We start from the raw sequence: 17760 nt of genomic DNA on the forward strand, positions 1-17760 counted from the left end.
GGTTCGGGCCGAAACGGCGGCGAGCCACCGGCCCGAGGGCCGGTGGCTCGCCATCAGGGCGACGCGGACCGTTCAGCAGTACTTCGAGGAACCCGTCCGACCCCACGAGCACTTGTCCGCCACCCGGCCATCGGGGTAAAGGAGGTACGCGGTGTCACCGGTGTTGTTCCACACGTACCACTTCCGGCCCCAGTAGCGGTGCGTCGCGCTGTTGGAGCCCCTGCCGGTGTGAAGGTAGACCGACTTGCGGCCCTTCAAGGTGAAGGACCCGAAGGTGTACGTGTATCCGGTCTTGTCGCGAACCTTGACCCCCTTCAAGCTCCTGGACGTCTTCGACGTGTTGAACAGCTGCACCCATTCGCCGTTCAGCGACGTGTTCGACCCTTTGTCGCTTCCGGGCGAGTCGTAGTACACCCGGTAGATCTGCACGGCGCTCGCGGCCTCCGCCGGCGGCGCCACCAGCACCCCGCCCGCCACCGCGACGGCGGCGGCCCCCGCAACGAGAAGCTTCCTCACCCCAGGGCATCCTTCCGATCGACGAATCCCTAGATGTACCGGTATTCACCGAACCGTGGGGGGTTCTGGCCATGTCCGGGCCGGACGCCAACCGCGGGCCGCGACCGCGCGTCCCACTTGCCGCGTTGTCCCAGGTGGTCCGGGGAAACACGGGGGTTCTCAGGCCTCCTCGGGATCGCGGCCGACCGCGTGCCGGCCGCCGTCCACGGGCACCACGGCGCCGTTGACGAAGCTCGCCTCGTCCGAGAGCAGATAGGCGACGGCGGCGGCCACCTCCTCCGGCCGCCCCACCCGCCCGACCGGATGGAGCAGGCGCATCTCGTCCTCGATCCGCGCGGCCTCCGCGGGCTCCTGCCGCCGGAGGAGGCCCTCGTACCGCTCGGTGGTGATCGACCCGAGCGCGACGACGTTCGTCCGGACGCCGCGCGGCCCGTAGTCGACGGCCAGCGCGCGGCTCAGCCCCTCCACCGCCGCCTTCGCCGTGGCGTAGGGCAGCGAACCGCGCACCGGGCGCTGCGCCTGATGCGACGAGACGTTGACGATGGCGCCGCCCGTCCCCGCGGCCAGGAAGCGCCGGACGGCGGTCACGGACCCCACCACCGCCGGGTCGAAGTTCAGCGCCACGAGTCCGAGCAGCTCCCGCGGTGACGGATCGGCGGCGTCCCGGAACACCGCCGCGTTGTTGACCCAGCCGGCGAGCGTCCCCGCCTCCTGCGCCGCGTCGGCGGCCCGCTCCGCGACCTCCTCGTCCGCCGCGCTCCCCACGACCACCGTCACCTCCGCCCGGTCCCGCGCCCAGCCGGCCGCCTCCGCGTCGATCTCGACGACGACGACATGCCCGCCGTCGGCCGCCAGCCGCTCCACGATCGCCCGTCCGACCCCGCGCCCGCCGCCGGTCACCACGTAAGTCCGCTTCACGCCGCTCCTTCCCCTCGACCCCCTCCATGATCGCCCGGCCTGCGGGGCCCTGGGCGGCGGTGCGTCCTCTTCGGACGTTTCCGCTGATGCGGCCCGCGTCCCGCACTCTCCGCGATAGGTTCGCCACGTTCCGGAATGGATCGCGATGAACCGGAGGGGCCATGCATGCCCGGGACTCACTGGACCCGTCACGTTCGATGTGGCATCTCATCGCGGTCCATCTGCGCCGCTACCGCGAGGCGAACGGCATGTCGGGGCAGGCTCTCGGCGACGCCCTCGACTGCGACCGCTCGACCGTCTCCAGGTACGAGTCCGCGACGCTGCGCATCAAGCCGTCCCACGCCGAGGCCGTCGACCGCCTCTGGAACACCGGGGGGATGTTCACGAACCTGGTCGGCTTCGCGGGCCTGACGGACGAGGGCGACTGGCTCTTATCCCTCGCCGAGTTCGAGCGGCGCGCGTCCCGGATCCGCATGTGGGAGCCCACGGTGGTCCCCGGCCTCCTCCAGACTCCGGACTACACCCGGGCGGTGCTGACGGCCGGGCCGGCAAACGGCCTGGACGCCGACCTGGAGCGACGGAAGGCGCGCACGTCCGCCGTTCTCGACAGGGAGACGCCACCCCGGTTGACCGCGTTCCTGAGCTGGGCCGCCCTCGCGCAGCTGATCGGCTCGCGCGAGATCATGCGCGACCAGATCGCCCACCTGCTGGCTCTCGGGGAACTGCCGCACATCACCCTCCGCGTGGTCGAGAACCAGGCGGGAGCCCATCCGGGCCTCGACGGGCCGATCACCGTCCTCACGGTGGACGAGCGCGATCTCGCGTACGACGAGGCGACGACGCGGGGACGGTTCCTGATGGATCCGCTCGCCGTCCAGGAAGTGATCGTGAAATACGACTCGATCAGCGACATCGCGGCGCCGGTCGGCCCTTCCCGGCTCCTTCTGGAAGCAGAACTGGAGCGCTGGGCGTGACCTTCCGGCGCAGGTCGAGCCGCCGCGGCAGACATGGAACCGGCGACGCGCCTTGATGCGCCCTCCATCGATTCAACCGCCATGGCGATTCCGGTTCGGCTCGCCATGGGCCCGCGCCGGAGCGCTTTATCGTGAACACGGGTCACGCCAAGCCAGGGCGACATCGGACACCAGTTCGACCGCGACGTTATCGCGCGACTCCGGAAGCCATCGAGTACGCGCGAGTGGGGCCCAACCAGGCCGCCGCCAACGCCCTCGTTGAAGGTTTTTCACCGTCCGGGCATCCGGACAGGATGAAGTTTCACACTCGTGACCTGCGCGGACTCGCGCCGCCGTCCATAAAGGTCCCGCTGGCGGGACCTTTATGGGATGTGCCGTAAATCGCGCCGCGACAGTATCCAGGATCGAATGGAATAAGTCGAGTCATGGCGGGATCGGCGGGACCGGCGGGATCGTCCACCTGTGGCCGCCGGCAAGGGCAATTCGAAAGAGACTCTCATCTGCGATACGTGTTGAGATGAGGAAGGTCCCCGTCATCTCGTGGAAGGTGATCGCCGGTGGCGAACGTACTGGAAGAACGCGGCGGGCTGCGGTCGGTGGTGCATTTGCTCAACACGCGTCACCACCGCGCGGCCCTGAACATCTACGCATTCATCGTCATCGCCCACTGGGCCGAGCACATCGTCCAGGCCGTCCAGATCTGGGTGCTCGGCTGGCCGGTGCCCGAGGCGCGCGGCGTGCTGGGCGTGCCGTTCCCGTGGCTGGTCACCTCGGAGTGGATGCACTACGGCTACGCGCTGATCATGCTGATCGGACTCGTCCTGCTCCTGCCCGGGTTCACCGGACGGGCCCGCACCTGGTGGGGGATCTCCCTCGGCATCCAGGTCTGGCACCACTTCGAGCACCTACTGCTGCTGGTGCAGGCGATGTCCGACTCCTACATCGCCGGACGTCCCGCGCCCACCAGCATCATCCAGCTCCTGGTGCCCCGCGTGGAGCTGCACCTGTTCTACAACACGCTCGTCACCATCCCCATGGTGGTGGCGATGTACCTGCACCGCAGGCCGAACGAGTCCGAGCGCGAAGCCATGCGCTGCTCGTGCGCCGCACCGCTCCAGCGCAGGCCCGTCCCCGAAGCGGCGTGACGGCCGGTGACCCTCGAAGAGTCGCGGACCGCGCCGGCCCGGCGCACGCGGGGGGTCACGCCGTTCGGCGTGCTCATGGCGGTGTTCGGCCTGCTCCTGGTCTTCCTGGTGATCCCCAACGCCGGGCCCGTGCTGCGCGCGTCGCAGGAGGGCCAGGGCACGCCCGGCGTCTTCACCGCGCGCGAGCGGAGCTGCATCCGGCACCCCGGCCATGAGGCGTGCACGCTGCGCGGGGCCTTCCGCTCCGACGACGGCTCGGTGGAACGTCCCACCGTGGCCCTGTACGGCAGCGGCAAGGGCCTGCGCGAGGGGGGCACCGCCCGCGCCCGGGACGTCGGCCGCTCGGGGACGGTGTACCTGCGGGACGCGTCCCACGAGTGGATCATGAATGTGCTGCTGCTGGTGGCCGGCGGTCTGCTGATCTTCGTGGGCCTGCGCCGGCTGCCGGCGCGCCGCGGGCAGCGGTCCGGTTCAGGCGGGTCCGGTTCGGGCGAGTCCGGATCAGGTGAGTCCGGACCCGGCGGCGGGTGAGGCCTCGCAGAGTTCGACGATCCGCTCGCAGGCCTCGGTGATGTCGGTGACCGGGAGGCAGCCGGTCTCCCCGGCGCCGGTGCGCCATCGGAACCGGGCCTCCTCGCACCAGACGGTCAGGCCGCGGCCGTCGCTGAGGGCGGCCCGGTCCGCGCCCTCCGCGGGCTGGAAGTGGCCGAGGCCCCGCTGGACCAGCAGGGTCCGGAGGTCCTTGGTGGCGTAGGGGCCCTCGACCCTCCACACGTCGCGGCGGCGGACGGTGCGCGGGAGCGGCAGGGCGAACCAGGTCGCCTTGCCGCGGGCCGCCGGCGTCCGCAGCCGCGACCGGGACGGGTGGTGTCCCCACCGGCCCTGCGTCAGGAGCTCGACGATCTTCAGGCCGCGGCCGTGGTCGGACCGGTGGGGGGCGGTGCCGGAGGCCGGCCAGTCCCGGTGGGTGTCGAACGCCTTGACGACCAGCTCGTCGCGGCCCTGGCCGTCGCCGCGCTGGTAGACCCAGAGTTCGGCGGCCGAGGCGCCCTCGTGCGGCATGGCGTGCTGCAGGACGTTCGTGGCGAGCTCGCTGACCATGAGCTTGATGTCGTGGACGTCCTGGACGGACAGGCCGAGCGCCGGGAGGAGGGCCGTGACGTGGGAACGGGCGACGCGGGCGATGGAGTCGTCGGCGGGCAGGGGCAGTGCCGCGCAGCCGCCGTCCTCCAGTCTCCAGGGGATCTCGCACATCGTCGCGGTCTTCGTCATGGCGCCCACCTCGGGATAGCGGAGACATTCGCATTTCAGACAATCGCGACATGAGTCTTTTGCTTCGCGAGTCGCTATGTGTGAATCACAGATCTAGCCTTGCACATCTTCGGCCGCCGGGCCCGCATCATGGCAAGAAAGTTGCATCTGAGAGTGAGACGTTCACTCATGCACCCAAATGCCCTCATAACACCCTTCGGCGCCGCGTCCCCCGCGTGTACCGGCGGTACCGGGACGGCCCGCCCCGCGCGCTGTAGCGTGGTCGGCGCTTGAGAGAGGGCCGCGCACAAAGAGAGATCCCCCGGGGGTGCAGCCCTGGGGGATCTCGTGTGCGGCCCGGCCTCAGCGGTCGTAACGGCCCGCCCGCACGTCGTCGAAGAAGGCGGCGAGCACGGACCGGGAGACGACGTGCACCCCGGCCTCCGGTGTCCTGCTGTCGCGCAGCGCCGCGGCCGTGTCGAGATCGGCGACCTCGACACAGCCCCCGTTGCTGCTGGCGCTGGCGGTCGCCTTGACCCACCGTGCCTGAGAGAGGTCCATGTCGGTGCTACTCCAGGGTTGAGATCACTTTCCTCAGATGCTCCGCGGTGTCGGCGGGACCGAGCGCCGCCTGGCGGATCTGCTCGAAGATCTCGTCATAGGCCTCCACGTCGTCGGGGGTGCCGATCTCCTGGACGTCCGCGTCGTTCTCGAGGAAGACCATGGGCGGCTCGCCGCCGGGGAACCGGAAGACGTTGACCAGCGTGGACATGCCCGGGTGCATCCCGTCGGCGAGGCGCAGCAGCCTCAGTTCCACGTTCGGGCGCTCGGACACGGCGAGCAGGTGGGCGAACTGGGTGCGCCGGTCGCCCGGGTCCCCCCACTCGTACAGCAGGGACGCCTCGGTGATGACCGCGGTCAGCTCCGGCGCCGTCCCGTCGCCGCGGTCGAGGATCTGCTGCCGGCGCAGCCGCGCCCGCATCGCGCGCTCCCGCCACTCCGGCGTCCTCGTCCCGACCGACAGCAGGGCCTGCATGTACGGCAGGGTCTGCAGGAGCCCGGGCAGGACCAGCGGCATGACCACCCGGATGCTCGACGCGTCGCTCTCGAAGCCCGGGAACTCGTTGCCGAACACCTCGGGGTAGTCACGCCACCAGGCCCGCTGCCGGGCGCGGCCCGCCAGTTCCTCCAGCTCGTCGAGATCGCTGCCCTCGTAGATGCGCGCGAGGTCGCGGATGTCGCTGAGCTCGGGCCGAACCCAGTTGTTGGCCTCGAACCGGCCGACCTTTCCCCGTCCCCAGTTCAGCCGGTCGCAGACCTGGTTGGCCGTGTATCCGGCCTCGACGCGCAGCTCCTTCAAGCGGCGTGCCAGCCCCCGCTTGGCGATGGTGGCCCCGTAAGCGTCGCTCACCGGCGCCACCTCCCTCGACCTACGGCCGGCATCAGCATACGCCTTCCGAATTTGTGAATCACAGATCTGGCCGGTTCAGGAAACGGCGTGGTCGAACTCCCCTTTCCTTACCCCGTCGAGGAAGCAAGCCCATTCGTGCTCGTCGAACACCGAGATCAGTTCCCCGGACGTGCGCAGCAGCGTCCACTCGCCGGCGAAGGCGACCTCGATGCCGCCCTCGTCGGTCTGCGAGCGCCGCCACTCCAGGTCGCCCGGGTCGACGCCCAGCTCCTCGACGGACGGCTTCCTCATCCTGCCCTCCTCGCCACCGCGCAGTACGCCCACCGCGAGCCGTCGCTGTCGGCCGCGTCGGGGTCCTCAGCACCCCATTCACCGATATAGCAGACCTTCGCCGCCGCCCCCTCCCACGGCGGGACGATCTCCATACCGGTGAAGAAGCGCTCGACCTCCGCACGCGACCGCAGGTGGACGCTCGCGGTGGACCGGGCGTACACGTCCCTGACCGTGCCGACGGCCCGGTCGGCCTGCCGGTCGCCGGTGCCGGCGGACAGCACCAGGTAGCTGCCGGGCGCGAGCCGGTCCATGTACCGCCGGACGAGGCCCCACGGGTCGTCCTCGTCGGGGATGAAGTGGACCAGCGCCACGACCAGCAGCGCGACGGGCCTGGTCAGGTCGATCATCCTGCCGGCGGCCTCGTTCCCGAGCACCCCGTCGGGGTCGCGGAAGTCGGCCGTGACGAACGCCGTCCCGGTGGAACCCGCCAGCAGCCTCTCGGCTTGGGCCCGCACCATCGGGTCGTTGTCGACGTACAGGACGCGCGCGTCGGGAGCGACCGCCTGGGCCGCCTCGTGGGTGTTGTTCATCGTCGGCAGGCCCGCGCCCACGTCGACGAACTGCCGGACGCCGCGCTCGGCCAGCCATCGCACCGAGCGCTGCAGGAAGCCGCGGTTCGCCCAGGCCGCGTCCCCGGCCTCCGGCATGTTCGCCAGGACCTTCTCCGCCGCCTCGCGGTCGACCTCGAAGTTGTCGGTGCCGCCCAGGTAATAGTCGTACATCCGGGCTGGGGTCGGAACCGTGGTATCAACTCCGGGCGGAGCCTGCTCGGTGTCGCTCACGCATCGCTCCTTGCCGCAACTTGTGATGCACGAATTATGAAGCAAGGGTCGTCCTTCCCGGGCCGCTTCCGCAAGGGTTCCCTGACTCCTCTCGCCGTCCCCCCGCGGGGTTCGCCCTTCCTTTGAGGGGCATGACCGGCCCAAAGGGGGAAAGGCATGAAGACCGAATCGGATCTCGCACTACGCCAACTCTCGCTGCAGTTCATCGGCAACGCCACGATGCTCCTGCGCTGCGGACCGTTCACTCTGCTGACCGACCCCAACTTCCTGCATCGCGGACAGCGGGCCTACCTCGGGTTCGGGCTGTCCACCCGGCGGCTCACCGACCCCGCGCTCCAGGCCGGCGACCTCCCGCGCCTCGACGCCGTCGTCCTGTCCCACCTGCACGGCGACCACTGGGACCGGGTCGCCCGCGCGAAGCTCGACCGGGGGCTGCCCATCGTCACCACGCCTCACGCGGCCCGGCGCCTCCAGGGATGGCACCGCTTCCGCCACGCGGTCGGTCTGCGCACCTGGGAGGCGCACACCCTCGTCAAGGACGGCGCGCTGCTGCGCATCACGTCCATGCCGGGCCGGCACGCCCCCGGCCCCGCCCAGTGGCTGCTGCCGCCGGTCATGGGGAGCCTCCTGGAGTTCGGCCCTGCGGACGGCGACGTGCGGTTCCGCCTCTACATCACCGGCGACACCCTGATGTTCGACGGCATCCAGCAGATCGCCCGGCGCACCTCCGACATCGATCTGGCCGTGCTCCACCTGGGCGGCACCACGCTGCCCGGCGGGCTCGTGGTCACCATGGACGGCGCCCAGGGCGCGGACCTCGTCGAGACGATCCGCCCGGCGTCCGCGGTGCCCGTCCACTACAACGACTACACCGTCATGAAGTCGCCCCTGGACGACTTCCGGCGCGAGCTGGAGCGTCGTGGACTCGGCGACCGGGCCACCTACGTCGGGCCCGGGGAGACCCACGCCTTCCGTCGCCCGTGAGCCCGACTCATCTGCTGTGAGCTGGGTAAACACCTCAGAGAACCTATGGTTGGACAGGACATGTTCGAGATCGAGGACATCCGTCAATGGCGCGGGCGGAACGTGATCGACCCGTCCGGGAGCAAGATCGGGCCGCTGGAGGCCGTCTACGTCGACACGCTCACCGACCAGCCCTCGTTCGCCACGGTCCGGATCGGCCTGCCGACCCGGCAGCGCCTGGTGTTCGTGCCGCTGGCCGGATGCACGCTGGGCCCGGACCACCTCCGCGTCGCGTACGACAAGAAGCAGGTCAAGGGCGCTCCAGGGATCGACACCAACGGCGAGCTGTTCGCCGACGCCGAACCCGAGGTCTTCGCCTACTACAAGCTGCCCTACAGGGCCGCGCCGGAGGAGCGGCTCCTCGCCCGCCGCTGACGCCGCCCCGGGCCGCTAGCGTCCGTCGAGGAGCGGGCGGCGCGGGTCCCATCGCGTCCCGTCGCGCCGGTCGTGGCGGCGCCGCGCGATGCCCGACAGCGCCTCCAGCACGACGCGGTTGGCCAGGGCCGAGGTGATGTCGGCGTTGTCGTAGGGCGGGGAGACCTCCACGACGTCGACCCCGACGACCGGCAGCTCGTAGGTGACGCGCCGGACCGCGTCCAGGAGCTCGCGCCCGGTCAGCCCGCCGGGCTCGGGCGTGCCGGTGCCGGGGGCGTGGCCCGGGTCGCACACGTCGATGTCGACCGACAGGAACACCCCGTCGCACTCGTCGGTGGCGATCTCGAACGCCTCCGTCAGGCACTCGTCCAGGCCGCGGGCGACGATCTCGGACATCTCGTAGGAGCGCATGCCCTGCGCGGCCATCCACTCCAGCGTCTCGGGGCCCGGCCAGTACCCGCGCAGGCCGAGCTGCAGGAACCGGTCGCCGCGCACCGCCCCGGACTCGATCAGCCGCCGCATCGGCTGCCCGTGCCCGACCAGCGAGCCGAGGTTCACGTCGCCCGTGTCGGCGTGCGCGTCGAAGTGGACCATCGAGACCCGTCCGGCGCCGAGGTGGTCGGCCACTCCGGCGGCGTCGGGCCACGCGATCGTGTGGTCGCCGCCGAGGACGAGCGGGATCGTCCCGGTACGGGCGATCGCGTACACCGCCTCCTGGAGTGATCGGACGGAACGCTCGGCGTCCCCGGAGTACATCTCGACATCGCCGGCGTCGTAGACGGTGAGGTCGCCCCGGAGCCCGTCCACCCGCAGCGCCAGGGACGGACGCGAGCCGTCGTGGGGCAGGTAGCAGGACTGCCGGATGTACTGCGGTCCGAAGCGGGTCCCCGGCCGGTGGGACGTGCCGCCGTCGAACGGCGCCCCGAGGATGACCACGTCGGCGTCCTCGTACGTGGACGGATCGGACCAGGTGCAGCGCGGCACACCGAGGAACGTGATGTCAGGACCGAACTGCGAACCGTACCTTCCGGGCATTCGCCACCTCCACCGTCTCCCTTCCCCCACCGGGCCCGTCCGATGTGCGGACGGCCCCGTCCCGGACGGATCCCGGGACGGGGCCGCGACGGCGGGCGTCAGCCGCCGACGCCGGAGCCCTCCGCGGCCGCGACGATCGCCGTCGCGTCCTCGGGCAGCAGGTGGCCGGCGTTCACCGACGCCTGCGCGGCCGCCCGGACCTTGCCCACGTAGTCGGCGTGCGTCGGGTACAGCACGCTGAGCACGGGCTCCGCCGTCAGCGGAAGGGACGGGTCGGACGGGTCGCCCGCGTCATGCCGGTCCCAGGGGTCGGCGCCGCCGTTCCACGGGTCCCGGGCGCCGTACAGGCCGCAGAAGACGCCGCTGCCCGCGGTGTCGCGCATTCCGGTGAGCGTCCGGGTCGGCACCGCGACGTCCGGCAGCCGGACTCCCCCGGTCGCCAGCCCGGTGCGCGGGTCGCGCAGCACCGTGTCGAGCGGCGCCCCGGCTGCCGGCCGCGCCCCGCCGCGCGCCCACGCGGCCAGACCGCGCAGCGCCGCGTTCATCGAGTAGTGCCCGGGCCCGTCGTTGAACGGGGCCGATCCGGCGGCGCAGCCGGCGGCCGGCGCGGCCGACCCCGCCGACTTCTTCAGCGTCGGCTGACCCAGGTCGTAGGCCCACTGGTCGCCGTGCGAGGTGCCGGCCAGCTCCCAGTGCACGACCCGGTCGGTGTCCGGCTGCCGCGCGGCCGCCGCCAGCGGGACGTCGGTCTCGGTCAGGACCACGAACGTCGGAACGGTCAGGTCCGTCCGGATGCGGGACGGGTTCGGCATCCACAGGGTGTCGGACAGCTCGCCGCTGATCGGGGCCCCGACCGCGCCGTTGCTGTGGATCATGAAGCCGTCGTAGACCCGCGACACCGGCTGGACGGCGTTGGCGTAGGTGGTCATGAGCCCGGCGGACTGCGACTCCCCGTCCGCCAGCAGCGTCCGCACCGCCAGCCCGCCGAGCGGGTCGGGGCCGTCGGGGCTTCGCAGCGCCCGCCCGGCCTGGGAGAAGATGTCGTAGGAGAAGGCGTCCCCGGGGTGCACAAGGCTGCCGTAACGGGCCGGGTCCCACCCCTTGAGCCCGTGGATCTCTCCGAGCCCGCCGTTGACGCCGACCGCCTGGGCCGAGACGCCGACCCACGCGTATCCCTTGCGCAGCAGTTCGTCGCGCGTGAACCAGTAGTCCGGGGACAGGTCCATCTGGCCGCTGACGTTGAGCCACTCGACCACGACGGTCCCGTTGAACTTCGCCGGGTCGGAGGGGCGCCGGACCAGGAGCCTCGTCCGGTACGGGGCCTGCCCGGACGCCCGCACGTCCCACCGGCCGTTCGACGTCCACAGGCCGGACTTGGCGTACGAGGTGGCGGTGCCGGTGATGAAGTACTCGCTCTCGGTGTACCCGAACGACCCGAGATCCTCGGCCGCCGCCAGGAACGGGAAGCCGTGGGCGCCCGGCGGCGGGACGGTGACCACGGGCCCGGAGGCCTCGGCCAGGGCGGGCGGCGAGGCGGACAGCAGGGCGGCGAGCAGCCCCGCTCCCGTCGCCGCGGCGGCGACCCGCCGCCAGGGAACCCGCAGGGAGAAACGCACGGTGACCTCCACGATGTCAGGGGGCCACAGTGTCCGCCGCCCGTCCCCTCCTCCACATCGCGCGAATCACCGGCCGCGGAAACGGCGCCGCCCCGTCCAGAGCCTGGACGGGGCGGCGCCGTTCACGGTGTTACCAGCGGTACCAGCGACCGCGCTTGCCGGACGGACCGGCGCTGCGGAGCACGAAGCCGAGCAGCCACAGGATCAGGACGATCGCGGCCACCACCCAGAGAATCTTGAGCGTGAAGCCGACGCCGAACAGGATCAGTGCCAGCAGGAGCACCAGGATCATCAGCCAAGGCATTGGGGGTCCTCCTCGGGTATCTGCCGTTGGTTCGTTCGGGCCGATTTGTCCCCGGCAAATGGAGCTTGATGCGCGACAAAGGTCTCATTTCGGACACGCAGCGAAATGGTCCTGGGCGCGACACCGTCACCACCGGTCCAAGGCCGCGGATCCGGACCTCACCGGACGCCTGGGCTGAAACCGCTCCTAGAAATCGGTGAGAGGTTCAGCCTGGTAGGCGCGGTGGAGCAGGTCCAGGAAGCGTGGGGCCGCGGGGACGCGGGTCACGCCGATCTGGTGGACCGCGACTCCCGGGGTCCAGGAGTTCATGACCACGGCCCCGGCCAGAGCCGGTACGTCGGCGGGGGTGACCTGCCGGACGCGCTGGGGGACGCCGAGGCGGTCCAGTTGCCGGCGGACGATGCCCATGGTGGTCCCGACCAGCACCTCGGCCTCCGGCCACACCACGCTGTCCCCGTCCCAGAAGGCCAGGTTCCAGATCGTCGCCTCGCTGAGGCGCCCCCGGCGGTCGACGAAGGCGGCGTCGTCGAAGCCGTCCTGGACGGCCCGGCGCATGAGGTGGGTCTTCGCCACCTCCCCGACGTGTTTCACGGCGGGCAGGTACCGGTCGTACTCGACCGTCGCCAGCGCCAGCGGCCCGTCCGGACCCGACGCGGGCGGCCCCGTCCGGACCAGGACGTCGGGCCCCACCGGCTCTCCGCCCCCGGTGAACTCTCCCGGGGACGAGTACATCGTGGCCGTCAGCGAGACGTCCGCGGGCCCCGCCTCCACCGCCGCACGCAGATGGGAGCGAACTCGCTCGTCCGGCATCGCTTCGCCGAACAGCTCCATCGAGGCGGACCGCAGCCGCTCCAGATGGAGGTCGAGCCCCCGGACCTTGCCGCCACGCACCTGCAGGGCGGTGAAGTGGGCGAAGCCGGCGAAGGCGAGCGGCGCGAGCTCGCCGGCGGTCGCCTCGCGGCCATTGCGTTGGACGACGAGCGTGGACATGGGCCTCTCCAGCCGTGCGGAATGATCGCCTGCAGGGCGACGTTAGGCACTCACACTGGTGAGAAGGTCAATCCAGGACGGTGACATGCTGATCGGGGAGTTGTCCCGGCGGACGGGGGTCAGCCCGCGGCTTCTGCGGTACTACGAGGAGCAGGGCCTGCTCCAGGCCGAGCGCGGCTCGAACGGCTACCGCCGCTACGGCGAGGACGCCGTGCTGACCGTGCGGAAGATCCGCGTGCTGCTGGACGCGGGCCTGTCCTCCGAGGTGATCCGGCAGGTGCTCCCCTGCACCCGCAGCGACCAGCCCGACTTCGACTGGTGCGAGGGCATCCGCGACGTGCTCGACCGCGAGATCGCGGCCCTGAACGCCCGCATCGAGAGCCTCCAGCGCAACCACCAAGCCCTCACCGGATTCCTCACCCCCCGCACACCGGCCGAGTAGCCGCCGCCCGGAGGCGAGCCCCTCGCCCGATGACTTCCGCCCCCAAGGACGGGCCAGACGTGGTGGTCGTGGACCCTGACGGCAACAGTCTCTCCCTGGCCGAGGCCCCCAGGAGTGATTGCGGCGTGGCGGGTCGTCTCTCCTCGTGCGGACGACCCGCCGCGTCGCTTCTCCGCCCACCGCGCTGGGGCGGGTTATGAGGCGGGGGTTCGCGTGGGGAGGTGGCGGGTCTTTCGGTGGTGGGCGCCCTCGCCGGCCATGTCGGACTGGCCGCCCGGCGGCGGGACGCGGACCTCGATGCGTCCGTTCTGGACGCGCGCCTCGTAGGACGGCTGCGGCGCGCTGGCCGGGCCGCGTTCGATGCCGCCGTCGGCGAGGCGGAACGTGCTGCCGTGCCACGGGCAGGTGACGCAGCCGTTCTCGATCGTCCCCTCGCCCAGCGGGCCGCCCAGGTGGCTGCAGGTGGCGGCGATGGCGTGCAGCTTCGTGGCCGTCCGGTAGAGCAGGACCCGGACGCCGTCCGCGTCGGCCGTGCGGTGCTCGCCCTCGGCCAGCTCGGATGCGGCCAGCACCGGAGTCCACTCTTCCGGGCCCTGCTGCCACGCGGTGCGGTTGACGTTGACGCCCCGGGTGAAGGTCAGGTGACCGCCGAGGTAGGCGCTGATCCCCATCGCCGCCATGCCGGCGAACCGCAGTGCCTTGGCCTTGCGGGAGCGCGCGCCGAGGGACGCCGCGTACAGCGCGAGCGCCACCGTGTTGGCGCCGGCGTGGACGAGCCCCACCCGCCGCTCCGCCCCCAGGGTGTCGGCCCAGTCGTTGAGCCCGCTCAGGGCGGTGGGCACGGCCGCGACCACGCCTGCCGCCGTCAGCAGGTCGGCGGCCGGTTCGGCGTCGGGTCCCCCGGCGACGTCCAGCAGCCCGGCCATGCTCCACGCGCCGATCACCACGTCCGTCAGCACCGGGTGCAGCGGGTGCCCCGTATTGGTCCCGCTGAGCAGGTTGCGGACGAGGCGCGGCTGGACCGCCCGCTGGACCACGGAACTGACCGGTTCGGCGACCTTGTCCAGCGCCTCCGCGTTCTCCAGTCGATGGACCGCCCTGTGCGGCATGCTCATAACGCCCTCCCCCAGGCACGACTACACGTTCGCTCCCTATCCCCCTAAGCACCTCTGAAACCGTCCACACCAGCCACGGGCGACGTCGCGGCCTCTGCCTTAACTCGTGGAGAGTGGACAGACGTCCACTATGATGGACGCGGGCGGATCGGGTGATGCGGAGGCTGGACGATGGTGCGCTTCGAGCTCGACGACCTGAGCCGGCCGGAGGTCCGCCGGCTGCTGGAGGAGCACCTGGCCGACATGCACGCGACGTCGCCGCCCGAATCGATCCACGCGCTGGACCTGGAGGAACTGCGCGACCCCGCGGTCGCGTTCTGGTCGGCTTGGGAGGGGCCGGAGCTGCGCGGATGCGGCGCGCTCAAGGACCTCGGCGGCGGCGACGCCGAGCTCAAGTCCATGCGCACCGCGGTGGCCGCGCGGGGGGCGGGCATCGGATCGGCCATCCTCCGGCACCTTCTGGCCGTCGCCGCCGAGCGCGGTCACCGGCGGGTCCTGCTGGAGACGGGAAGCCAGGATTTCTTCGCCCCGGCCCGGCGGCTCTACGCGCGGCACGGATTCACCCAGTGCGAGCCGTTCGCCGACTACGTGCACGACCCCAACAGCGTCTACATGGAGCTTCGCCTCGACGCCGGAGCCGGCCCGGACGTGACGCCGTGTCCACTTTGATGGACGGTCCGAACGTCCTCGGACAGCGCATCAAGGCGGAGCGCGCACGGCGCGGCTGGTCGCTGGCCCGGCTCGCCGACGCCTCGGGGGTGTCCCGAGCGATGATCAGCAAGGTCGAGCGCGGTCAGAGCAGCCCGACCGCCGCCCTCCTCGGCAGGCTGTCCGCCGCCCTGGAACTGAGCATGACCGAGATGCTGTCACCGGCGGACGGCTCCACGCCCGGCCACGTGCGGCGCGCGGCCGACATCCCCGACTGGACCGACCCCGGGTCGGGTTACCTGCGACGGCAGATCTCGGGGCCGGGTTTCCCGGCCGACGTCACCGAGATCGTGCTGCCCGCGGGCGCCCGGGTGCCCATGCCGGCGGCGTCCTACGCCTTCATCGCCCAGCTCGTCTGGGTGCTGGCCGGCAGGCTGAGCCTCGTCGAGGAGGCGGCCACGCACGTCCTCACCGCGGGCGACACGTTCGAACTCGGCGAGCCCCAGGCACGCGCGTTCGTCAACGACGGCACCGGAGAGTGCCGTTACGTCGTGGTCGTGACCCGCAAGGCCACGGCCTGACTCCCGACGGAACGGCGCCGTGTCGCCCCCTGCCGCTGCCGGGGATCGGCGCGAAAAAAACTGCCGGGATTGTTCTGGTTCACCCCGGAACCAAACGGCCGTCGCAGACATCACATATGGCGAGAAAGGTGCAACGGCACCCGGCAGTCCCAGACTGCGGTACCTTGCACGCTCCCCCCATTCCCAAGCATGGAGGAATACATGCGGCGTGTCGCCATCGTGACCGTCCTCTCCGGCGCCCTGGCCGCCGGAGTCCTCGCCGCGGGTCCGGCCGCGCAGGCGGAGACCAAGCCCGCCGACAGGCTCGGCAAGGAGGTGACCACCACCAGCCAGGGGGCACTCTCCAAGAAGGACCTCATCTCCGAGGCCCAGACCTCCGGTCAGCCGCTGACCGCCAAGGAGAAGGCCTCGGTCCAGGCCGCCGAGTACTGCCGCTACTACCAGCGCACCCGTGGCCGGAAGGCCTCCAACGGCAAGTGGATCATCGCGGTGACCAACCGCCTCACCTGGTGCTACAACGGCTACACGGTCACCCGTTACCGCGCCAACTTCAAGGCCTACACCTACAACAAGTACAAGTGGGTGTGGAAGGGCTGGGTCCTGAAGAAGGTCACCCACCCCAGCAACTGGGCCTACGCGACGTCCTACGCCCAGGGCGCGTTCCGTTACACGGGCAACGGCTACACCTACAAGCCGTACGTCATCATCCGCGGCTACAAGAACGGCGCCTACAAGTACAAGTACGGCGGCTGATCCTGCCACGCAGGACCTCACCATGAGCCGCCGCTCCGTTCGCCGGCAGTGGGCGACCACTGCCCCGGGGCCGGCCCGGGCGACCGAGCCGGCGCCATGGTGAGGAACGCCGATCACGCGGGCTGATTCACAGGCCGAACACGGCCCGCACCAGGTGATCACCGGAAGCTCCTGGCGGCCGGGGTGTGCGCACACCCTGGCCGCCAGGAGCTTCCTGCTTTTCCGCCGTGCGAACGGCGCCGCGGGTCATCCGCTCGGACGCCGGCGACCGACTATGCCGGCGCGTTCGACGACCGCAGTCGATCAGCCAGGAGTCCCTGGAAACGCGGGCACGTCATGATGTCGTCATGCGGGCACTCACCCTCGATCATGTCGAGTGCGGCCTGCGCCCGGGCGATCCGGACCAGCAGCCTCTCGCGGTGCCGGACCGTCACCTCGTGGCGCTCCGACGTGGACCGGGCGGCCAGCATCGCCCGGATGTCCGCGAGTTCGAATCCCGCCTCCTTCGAGATCAGGATCGCCGCCACCCGGTGCACGTCGGCGTCGGTGTAACGGCGACGGTCCCCTGCGCGGGCCGGCGCCAGCAGACCTTCGGCCTCCCAGTACCGCAGCACGTGCGTCGGCAGCCCGAACTGCGCCGCCACCTCGCCGATTGACTTCATGTCGACATTAAGTCGCACACTGGCGGCCATGTCCAAGCTACTCACCGTCCTTGACGCCTTCGACGATCTTCCCCAGGCTCGTGACCTGCGAGAACTCACCTACGATGGGCTGGGCGCCACCGTGGTCGACGTCGGCTGCGGCAGTGGCCGCGCCGTCGGGGAACTGGCCGCCCGCGGGGCGCGGGCCATCGGCGTCGACCTGGACCCCGCCATGGTCGAGGTCGCCGCCGAACGGTGGCCCGGGAGCGAGTTCCACGTCGCCGACGCCACCGCGCTGCCTCTGGACGACGGCTCCGTCACCGGCTACCGCACCGACAAGGTCCTGCACGTCCTCGCCGAGCCCGAGCAGGCCGTCGCCGAGGCCCGCCGGGTGCTGGCCCCCGGCGGCCGCGCGGTGCTCGTCGGCCAGGACTGGGACACGTTCGTCATCGACTCCGACGACCCCGAGCTCACCCGCTCACTCGTCCACGCCCGCGCCGACGCCATGCCGAACCCGCGGGTCGCCCGCCGCTACCGGAACCTCCTGCTCGACCACGGGTTCACCGACGTCACCGTCGCCGTCCACACGATCGTGTGGACGGACGCCTCGTGCCTGCCGGCGCTCGCCGGCATCGGAGGGGAAGGCGCCTGGTTCGACGCCCAGGTCGCCAGGGCACGCGACGACCGCCTGTTCGTCGCCATCCCGTTCTTCGTCGCCTCGGGAACCCGCGCCGCCTGATCTCCGGCTCACCACGACCCGTCGCCGCAGTAGCCGACGCGCCTGCAAGGCGCGTGGTCCAGCGCCGCTAGTTCTTTCACAGTTCTCGAAATCGACCAGGTGGTGCCCGGCCGGCCGGAGCGAGGGGCGCCCCGCAGGCCCTGGCCCGACGGCGCGCGGCCACCGGCG

23 protein-coding genes are annotated in these 17760 nt (G+C 71.3%); 10 read left to right on the plus strand and 13 right to left on the minus strand.

All coding sequences use genetic code 11. The annotated features are described in order from the left end of the window. Positions 1-72: 72 nt before the first annotated feature. A complete protein-coding gene (locus ABD944_RS00745) occupies positions 73-516 on the minus strand; it encodes a lamin tail domain-containing protein (RefSeq protein ID WP_345171204.1) in 444 nt (147 codons plus the stop codon). A 159-nt stretch (positions 517-675) separates the two neighbouring features. Next, on the minus strand, positions 676-1434 hold the full coding sequence (locus tag ABD944_RS00750; RefSeq protein WP_345171206.1) for an SDR family NAD(P)-dependent oxidoreductase: 759 nt from the start codon (positions 1432-1434) through the stop codon (positions 676-678). Between the two features lie 161 nt (positions 1435-1595). On the opposite strand from ABD944_RS00750, the gene ABD944_RS00755 reads away from it, so the two are divergent. The 3 genes from ABD944_RS00755 (at position 1596) to ABD944_RS00765 (ending at position 4084) form a co-directional block, all read left to right on the plus strand. Continuing rightward, positions 1596-2408 (plus strand): helix-turn-helix domain-containing protein, encoded by an 813-nt coding sequence (locus ABD944_RS00755; RefSeq protein ID WP_345171208.1) that lies wholly within the window; start codon positions 1596-1598, stop codon positions 2406-2408. A 557-nt stretch (positions 2409-2965) separates the two neighbouring features. Beyond that, a complete protein-coding gene (locus tag ABD944_RS00760; RefSeq protein ID WP_345171210.1) occupies positions 2966-3553 on the plus strand; it encodes a hypothetical protein in 588 nt (195 codons plus the stop codon). 6 nt (positions 3554-3559) lie between these two features. Then, positions 3560-4084, plus strand: coding sequence for a hypothetical protein (locus ABD944_RS00765; protein WP_345171212.1), 525 nt, complete (start codon positions 3560-3562; stop codon positions 4082-4084). On the opposite strand, the gene ABD944_RS00770 is transcribed toward ABD944_RS00765, so the two are convergent. The 5 genes from ABD944_RS00770 to ABD944_RS00790 all read right to left on the minus strand — a co-directional run bounded on the left by ABD944_RS00770 (position 4055) and on the right by ABD944_RS00790 (position 7330). Continuing rightward, a complete protein-coding gene (locus tag ABD944_RS00770; protein WP_345171214.1) occupies positions 4055-4825 on the minus strand; it encodes an ATP-binding protein in 771 nt (256 codons plus the stop codon). The two genes, ABD944_RS00765 and ABD944_RS00770, sit on opposite strands and share 30 nt — an antisense overlap. Before the next feature lie 342 nt (positions 4826-5167). After that, positions 5168-5365: a DUF397 domain-containing protein gene (locus tag ABD944_RS00775; protein WP_345171216.1), complete on the minus strand. Its 198-nt coding sequence runs from the start codon at positions 5363-5365 to the stop codon at positions 5168-5170. A gap of 7 nt (positions 5366-5372) precedes the next feature. Next, positions 5373-6215 (minus strand): helix-turn-helix domain-containing protein, encoded by an 843-nt coding sequence (locus ABD944_RS00780; RefSeq protein WP_345171218.1) that lies wholly within the window; start codon positions 6213-6215, stop codon positions 5373-5375. A gap of 75 nt (positions 6216-6290) precedes the next feature. After that, complete coding sequence (locus ABD944_RS00785; protein ID WP_345171220.1) at positions 6291-6506, minus strand: hypothetical protein; 216 nt, start codon at positions 6504-6506, stop codon at positions 6291-6293. Next, positions 6503-7330 carry an SAM-dependent methyltransferase gene (locus tag ABD944_RS00790; protein WP_345171222.1) on the minus strand — a complete coding sequence of 276 codons (828 nt, stop codon included), beginning with the start codon at positions 7328-7330 and terminating at the stop codon, positions 6503-6505. The genes ABD944_RS00785 and ABD944_RS00790 overlap by 4 nt, the downstream gene beginning before the upstream one ends. A 156-nt stretch (positions 7331-7486) precedes the next feature. Here ABD944_RS00790 and ABD944_RS00795 point away from each other — a divergent pair, with 156 nt between their 5' ends. Together ABD944_RS00795 and ABD944_RS00800 are read left to right on the plus strand one after the other, a co-directional pair. Beyond that, complete coding sequence (locus ABD944_RS00795) at positions 7487-8314, plus strand: MBL fold metallo-hydrolase (RefSeq protein WP_345171224.1); 828 nt, start codon at positions 7487-7489, stop codon at positions 8312-8314. A gap of 60 nt (positions 8315-8374) precedes the next feature. Next, positions 8375-8728, plus strand: a complete 354-nt coding sequence (locus ABD944_RS00800) for a PRC-barrel domain-containing protein (RefSeq protein ID WP_345171226.1) — start codon at positions 8375-8377, stop codon at positions 8726-8728. Between the two features lie 15 nt (positions 8729-8743). Here ABD944_RS00800 and speB read toward each other — a convergent pair whose 3' ends face one another. The 4 genes from speB to ABD944_RS00820 form a co-directional block, all read right to left on the minus strand. Beyond that, the gene (gene speB / locus ABD944_RS00805) at positions 8744-9763 is read right to left on the minus strand and encodes an agmatinase (protein WP_345171228.1); all 1020 of its coding nucleotides are present in this window, start codon (positions 9761-9763) and stop codon (positions 8744-8746) included. 98 nt (positions 9764-9861) lie between these two features. Then, positions 9862-11379, minus strand: a complete 1518-nt coding sequence (locus tag ABD944_RS00810; RefSeq protein ID WP_345171230.1) for an alpha/beta hydrolase domain-containing protein — start codon at positions 11377-11379, stop codon at positions 9862-9864. Positions 11380-11509: 130 nt separating this feature from the next. Beyond that, positions 11510-11683, minus strand: a complete 174-nt coding sequence (locus tag ABD944_RS00815; RefSeq protein WP_089315210.1) for a hydrophobic protein — start codon at positions 11681-11683, stop codon at positions 11510-11512. Positions 11684-11869: 186 nt separating this feature from the next. Next, the gene (locus ABD944_RS00820) at positions 11870-12673 is read right to left on the minus strand and encodes an aminotransferase class IV family protein (protein ID WP_345171232.1); all 804 of its coding nucleotides are present in this window, start codon (positions 12671-12673) and stop codon (positions 11870-11872) included. A gap of 85 nt (positions 12674-12758) precedes the next feature. Between ABD944_RS00820 and ABD944_RS00825 the strand changes: the two genes are divergently transcribed. Next, positions 12759-13115, plus strand: coding sequence for a MerR family transcriptional regulator (locus tag ABD944_RS00825; protein ID WP_345171234.1), 357 nt, complete (start codon positions 12759-12761; stop codon positions 13113-13115). A 194-nt stretch (positions 13116-13309) separates the two neighbouring features. On the opposite strand, the gene ABD944_RS00830 is transcribed toward ABD944_RS00825, so the two are convergent. Beyond that, complete coding sequence (locus ABD944_RS00830) at positions 13310-14230, minus strand: Rieske (2Fe-2S) protein (protein WP_345171236.1); 921 nt, start codon at positions 14228-14230, stop codon at positions 13310-13312. A 171-nt stretch (positions 14231-14401) separates the two neighbouring features. On the opposite strand from ABD944_RS00830, the gene ABD944_RS00835 reads away from it, so the two are divergent. From ABD944_RS00835 to ABD944_RS00845, 3 genes are all read left to right on the plus strand, one after another. Then, positions 14402-14899 (plus strand): GNAT family N-acetyltransferase, encoded by a 498-nt coding sequence (locus tag ABD944_RS00835; protein WP_345171238.1) that lies wholly within the window; start codon positions 14402-14404, stop codon positions 14897-14899. Further along, on the plus strand, positions 14887-15459 hold the full coding sequence (locus tag ABD944_RS00840) for a helix-turn-helix domain-containing protein (protein WP_345171240.1): 573 nt from the start codon (positions 14887-14889) through the stop codon (positions 15457-15459). Before ABD944_RS00835 ends, ABD944_RS00840 begins: the two co-directional genes overlap by 13 nt. A 201-nt stretch (positions 15460-15660) precedes the next feature. Beyond that, positions 15661-16212 carry a hypothetical protein gene (locus ABD944_RS00845; protein ID WP_345171242.1) on the plus strand — a complete coding sequence of 184 codons (552 nt, stop codon included), beginning with the start codon at positions 15661-15663 and terminating at the stop codon, positions 16210-16212. Positions 16213-16484: 272 nt separating this feature from the next. Here the strand turns inward: ABD944_RS00845 and ABD944_RS00850 are convergent, their stop codons facing one another. Next, complete coding sequence (locus ABD944_RS00850; RefSeq protein ID WP_345171244.1) at positions 16485-16904, minus strand: helix-turn-helix domain-containing protein; 420 nt, start codon at positions 16902-16904, stop codon at positions 16485-16487. Here ABD944_RS00850 and ABD944_RS00855 point away from each other — a divergent pair. Next, positions 16903-17592, plus strand: coding sequence for a methyltransferase domain-containing protein (locus ABD944_RS00855; protein ID WP_345171246.1), 690 nt, complete (start codon positions 16903-16905; stop codon positions 17590-17592). The two genes, ABD944_RS00850 and ABD944_RS00855, sit on opposite strands and share 2 nt — an antisense overlap. Positions 17593-17760 lie beyond the last annotated feature (168 nt).

It is taken from the genome of Actinomadura verrucosospora (genome assembly GCF_039540335.1).
In the GTDB taxonomy this organism is placed as follows: Bacteria; Actinomycetota; Actinomycetes; order Streptosporangiales; family Streptosporangiaceae; genus Spirillospora; species Spirillospora verrucosospora.